This window comes from Stenotrophomonas sp. P5_B8 (assembly GCF_054049855.1).
This window is the reverse complement of sequence record NZ_JBFULO010000299.1, coordinates 1-4836: the sequence shown is the minus strand read 5'-3', so window position 1 is coordinate 4836 and position 4836 is coordinate 1. Positions and strand designations below refer to the sequence as shown.

6 protein-coding genes and 1 pseudogene are annotated in these 4836 nt (G+C 66.3%); 6 read left to right on the top strand and 1 reads right to left on the bottom strand.

All coding sequences use genetic code 11. The features are described from left to right. Nucleotides 1–18: 18 nt before the first annotated feature. The 4 genes from thiS (at nt 19) to ACXJKH_RS14870 (ending at nt 3706) form a co-directional block, all read left to right on the top strand. Nucleotides 19–219: a sulfur carrier protein ThiS gene (gene thiS, locus ACXJKH_RS14885; RefSeq protein ID WP_457320401.1), complete on the top strand. Its 201-nt coding sequence runs from the start codon at nt 19–21 to the stop codon at nt 217–219. Between the two features lie 83 nt (nt 220–302). Next, on the top strand, nt 303–1097 hold the full coding sequence (locus ACXJKH_RS14880; RefSeq protein WP_457320399.1) for a thiazole synthase: 795 nt from the start codon (nt 303–305) through the stop codon (nt 1095–1097). Beyond that, nucleotides 1097–1831 carry a tRNA (guanosine(46)-N7)-methyltransferase TrmB gene (trmB, locus tag ACXJKH_RS14875; protein ID WP_457320397.1) on the top strand — a complete coding sequence of 245 codons (735 nt, stop codon included), beginning with the start codon at nt 1097–1099 and terminating at the stop codon, nt 1829–1831. The genes ACXJKH_RS14880 and trmB overlap by 1 nt, the downstream gene beginning before the upstream one ends. Nucleotides 1832–1858: 27 nt before the next feature. Continuing rightward, nucleotides 1859–3706: an SLC13 family permease gene (locus ACXJKH_RS14870; protein WP_457320395.1), complete on the top strand. Its 1848-nt coding sequence runs from the start codon at nt 1859–1861 to the stop codon at nt 3704–3706. A gap of 111 nt (nt 3707–3817) precedes the next feature. Here ACXJKH_RS14870 and ACXJKH_RS14865 read toward each other — a convergent pair whose 3' ends face one another. Next, complete coding sequence (locus tag ACXJKH_RS14865; protein ID WP_457320393.1) at nt 3818–4165, bottom strand: Rieske (2Fe-2S) protein; 348 nt, start codon at nt 4163–4165, stop codon at nt 3818–3820. A gap of 177 nt (nt 4166–4342) precedes the next feature. On the opposite strand from ACXJKH_RS14865, the gene ACXJKH_RS14860 reads away from it, so the two are divergent. Both ACXJKH_RS14860 and ACXJKH_RS14855 read left to right on the top strand, forming a co-directional pair. Further along, a complete protein-coding gene (locus tag ACXJKH_RS14860) occupies nt 4343–4621 on the top strand; it encodes a hypothetical protein (protein ID WP_256775528.1) in 279 nt (92 codons plus the stop codon). 132 nt (nt 4622–4753) lie between these two features. Then, a pseudogene (locus tag ACXJKH_RS14855) lies at nt 4754–4836 on the top strand (fumarylacetoacetate hydrolase family protein); the annotation flags it as partial.

Below are 4836 nucleotides of genomic sequence, written 5' to 3'. Positions count from 1 at the left end.
ATTAGGGACAATGGCGTCATGAACATCGTGCTCAACGGCGACACCCGCCAGCTTCCGCAAAGCGCCACCGTCCTGGACCTGCTGCAGATCGAAAACCTGCTCGAACGCCGTGTCGCGGTGGAGGTCAATGGCGAAATCATCACCCGCGGCCGCCACGCCGACCACCTGCTGCAGGACGGCGACGAGGTGGAAATCGTGCATGCGCTGGGCGGCGGTTGAACAGCGTCAGCGCCGCCACCACCGGCACTCGACGGTCGCTGCAGCCGCAGCATCGTGACGCGCGATAGGCGATAATTCGGCCCATGAATGCACATGCCCCCACTGATTCGCTGGTGATCGCCGGCAAGACCTACAGTTCCCGGCTGCTGACCGGCACCGGCAAGTTCAAGGATCTGGAAGAAACCCGCATCGCCACCGATGCTGCCGGGGCCCAGATCGTCACCGTGGCGATCCGCCGCACCAACATCGGGCAGAACCCGGGCGAGCCCAACCTGCTGGACGTGCTGCCGCCGGACCGTTACACGATCCTGCCCAACACCGCCGGCTGCTACACCGCCGACGACGCGGTGCGCACCTGCCGGCTGGYGCGCGAGCTGCTGGACGGGCACAACCTGACCAAGCTGGAAGTGCTGGGCGACCAGAAGACCCTGTACCCGGACGTGGTGCAGACCCTCAAGGCCGCTGAGGTGCTGGTCAAGGATGGCTTCGAGGTGATGGTCTACACYTCCGATGATCCGATCCTGGCCAAGCGCCTGGAGGAGATCGGCTGCGTTGCGGTGATGCCGCTGGCCGCGCCGATCGGCTCGGGGCTGGGCATCCAGAACAAGTACAACCTGCTGCAGATCATCGAAGACGCCAGAGTGCCGATCATCGTCGACGCCGGCGTGGGCACGGCATCGGACGCGGCGATCGCGATGGAGCTGGGCTGCGATGGCGTGCTGATGAACACCGCCATCGCCGGTGCACGCAAGCCGGTGCTGATGGCCAGCGCGATGCGCAAGGCGGTCGAAGCGGGGCGTGAGGCCTTCCTGGCCGGGCGCATTCCGCGCAAGCGCTACGCCAGTGCCTCCTCGCCGATCGACGGGTTGATCGGCTGATGACCAATCCCTTCGACAGCGCCGGTGCCAAGGCACCGCCCAAGCCCTTCACCATCACCGAAGGCCGCCGCGAGGTGCGCAGTTTCGTGCTGCGCCAGGGCCGCTTCACCCCGGCCCAGCAGCGCGCGTTCGACGACCGCTGGCCGCGCTTCGGCCTGGACTTCACCGGCGAGCCGCGCGACCTGGAGGTAACCTTCGGGCGCGATGCGCCCAAGGTGCTGGAGATCGGCTTTGGCAACGGGGCCGCGCTGCGCTTTGCCRCCCAGCAGGACCCCAGCCGCGACTACATCGGCCTGGAAGTGCACGCCCCCGGCGTGGGCCGCCTGCTCAACGCACTGGCCGACGACAACGCCGATCACGTGCGTCTGTACCACCACGATGCGGTGGAAGTACTGGAGAAGGAGATCGCCGATGGCGCGCTGGATGAAGTGCGCATCTATTTCCCCGATCCGTGGCACAAGAAGCGTCACAACAAGCGCCGCCTGATCCAGCCCGGCTTTGCCGACCTGCTGGTGCGCAAGCTGCGCGTCGGCGGCCGCCTGCATTGCGCCACCGACTGGCAAGACTATGCCGAGCAGATGTGGGACGTGCTCGACGCCACCGACGGGCTGACCAACCGCGCCGGGCCGCGTGGCCAGGTGGAACGTCCCGCGTGGCGCCCGCAGACCCACTTCGAAACCCGTGGCCAGAAACTCGGCCATGGCGTGTGGGACCTGTTGTACGACCGTACCTGATCCCACCCCAAGGAACCGCGCCACCCCATGGACACCGCGCTGACGCTGACCACCGATATGAAGCTCGTCCTCGGGCTGGTTGGCTTCACGATGGCGATGTTCCTGTTCGAGCGCATCCGCGCCGACGTGGTGGCGCTGGTGGTGCTGGTGGTGCTGGGCGTCACCGGGCTGATCGCGCCGGAGGAAATCTTCGGCGGCTTCTCCGGCAACGCGGTGATGAGCATCATCGCCACCACCATCCTCGGTGCGGGCCTGGACCGCACCGGGGCGTTGAACCGGCTGGCGGCCTGGCTGCTGCGGCGCGGGCATGGCGTTGAAACGCGCCTGCTGATGATGACCACCGCGATCGCCGGCTTGAACTCGTCCTTCATGCAGAACCCCTCAGTGATGGCGCTGTACCTGCCGGTCGCCTCGCGGCTGGCCGCCCGCACCGGCCTGACCCTGCAACGGCTGCTGCTGCCGATCGCCGCGGCGATTGTGATGGGCGGTGCGCTGACCATGGTCGGCAACTCGCCGCTGATCCTGTTGAACGATCTGCTGGCTTCGGCCAACAACAACCTGCCCTCGGGCCTGGCCACCATCGAGCCGCTGCGCATGTTCGCGCCGCTGCCGATCGGCGTGGCGCTGTTGATCGCCTCGCTGCTGTACTTCCGCTACTTCGGCGACCGCAAGCTGGTCGAGGAAGAAACCCTCGCCAACGATGGCGTCACTCCGGCCCGTACCGAAAGCTACTTTGCCAAGACCTACGGCATCGAAGGCGACGTGTTCGAGCTGGTGGTCACCGCCGAAAGCCCGTTGGTCGGCATGACCCTGGGCGAGGCCGAGAACGTGCACGACGCACCGCTGCTGCTGGCGCTCAAGACCGGCAACGACACCCGCCTGGCACCGCCGGCGGAAATGCGCATCTGGGTGGGCAGCGTGCTCGGGGTGATGGGGGCGCGCCAGCAGGTAGGCGATTTCGCGCAGAACCAGTTCCTGCGCATGTCCTCGCGCCTGAAGCACCTGGGCGACCTGTTCAATCCCAGCCGCGCGGGTATTTCCGAAGCGGTGATCCCGCCGACCTCGGACGTGATCGGCAAGACCGCTTCGGAGCTGCGCCTGCGCAAGCAGCGCGGCATCAGCCTGCTGGCGATCAACCGCGACAAGCAGGTGATCCGCGAGGACGTGCGCAACGTGGCGCTGCGCGCCGGCGACATGCTGGTGTTCCATAGCATCTGGACCGATCTGGCGCAGGCCGCCAAGAGCCGCGACTTCGTGGTGGTCACCGACTACCCCAAGGGTGAGCAGCGCCCGCACAAGTTCAAGATCGCGATGAGCATCTTCGCCATCACCATCCTGATCGCGCTGACCTCCAAGCTGCCGGTGGCGCTGACCCTGATGACCGGCGTGGCCGGCATGCTGCTCACCGGCGTGCTGCGCATGGACGAGGCCTACGCCTCGATCAACTGGAAGACCATCTTCATGATGGCCGGGCTGATCCCGCTGGGCTGGGCGATGGACAGCAGCGGCGCGGCCGCCTGGATCGCCGGCCACACCATCGACCGCCTGCCCACCGGCATCCCGGTGTGGGTGCTGGAAATCGCGCTGGCGCTGCTGACCACGATGTTCTCGCTGGTGATCAGCCATGTGGGGGCGACCATCGTCATGGTGCCGATCGCAGTCAACCTGGCGTTGGCGGCCGGTGGCAATCCGACCGCATTTGCGTTGATCGTGGCGTTGTCGGCGTCCAACAACCTGATGACCGCCTCCAACCCGGTGATTTCGATGATCACCGGCCCGGCCAACTACACACCGCGCGAACTGTGGCGGGTGGGCGCCCCGCTGTCGCTGATCTACACCGCCGTAGTGGTGTTGATGATCAACGTGATGTTCTGACCGCCTTCGGACCGTTGGCAACGTGCGTGCAATGACCGGGAGTGTCGGCCGCTGGCCGGCTCGTCGTGCAACCGACACCAGACACAGCCGGCCAGCGGCCGGCACTGCGATTCATCCCAGCCACACCTGACCATCGCGCACCTGCAGCGCTACCGAACGCAGGCGGTCGCCCTTGCAGGGTCCTGCCACGCAGGTGCCATCGTCCAGCGAGAACGATGCCCCGTGGGCAGCGCACACCAGATGGCCTTCGCGGCTTTTGAGGAACTGGCCGGGCGCCCAGTCCAGGCGGCGCCCGGCATGGGGGCAGATGTTCAGCCAGCCACGCACGTCATCGCCTTCTCGATACAGCACGACCGACTCGCTGACCCCTTCGAGCGTCGCGTCCACCTCGGCAAATCCGGCCTCGGCAATGGCATCCAGCGCGATCAACGGGGCTACAGCGGCATCAGGTGCAGACATGGCGGAGGCAGTCGGACAACGGGATCACATTCTCTCACGCCCTCATCTGGCTGGCTGCGGGATGAACACAAGTCATTGATTTGAAATGAACAGCGTTGCCGTTTAACGAGTTTTTCACTCAATGACAGTGGCCAGCCCGGATACTCGGAGTTCGCTGACTTCAGCCAAAGAAACGCCATGTACAACCGCTTCTTCCAGTTCAACTCGTTCCGCACCCTGTTCGCGCCGCGCAAGCCGCGCCATCCGCTGGTGCGCGTTGCGGTGGGTCTGCTGGGCCTGGCGATCCTGGCCGCGCTGGTGTTTGTCGGGGTTTTCGTGGGTGCGGCGATGATCATCGCCGGTCTGGCATGGAAGCTGCTCGCCCAGCGCAAGCAGAACGCGCGCCCGAGCGACCCGCACGTGGTCGACGCCGAGTACCACGTGGTCCGCAAGCAGGCCTTGCCGCTGTCGCGCTGAGGTTCCGCCGCGCGCGCCCGCGCGGCGTGTTCTGAACTCCGCTGCATTGAACGCCAACGGCCACGCCTCGGCGTGGCATGTCGCGCGCGCGCGTTCTAGACTGCCCGTGACCTTACGTGACAGGACGCGAGCATGACCGATGTAATCCCCACGCCCGAGCCACCGCGCATTCCGGTTGCCGGTGGCGGCACCTTCCCGGTGCGCCGCATCTACTG

Coding starts and splice junctions, on each gene's coding strand:
- thiS (WP_457320401.1), top strand. CDS start 19: ATGAACATCGTGCTCAACGGCGACACCCGCCAGCTTCCGCAAAGCGCC.
- ACXJKH_RS14870 (WP_457320395.1), top strand. CDS start 1,859: ATGGACACCGCGCTGACGCTGACCACCGATATGAAGCTCGTCCTCGGG.
- ACXJKH_RS14865 (WP_457320393.1), bottom strand. CDS start 4,165: ATGTCTGCACCTGATGCCGCTGTAGCCCCGTTGATCGCGCTGGATGCC.
- ACXJKH_RS14860 (WP_256775528.1), top strand. CDS start 4,343: ATGTACAACCGCTTCTTCCAGTTCAACTCGTTCCGCACCCTGTTCGCG.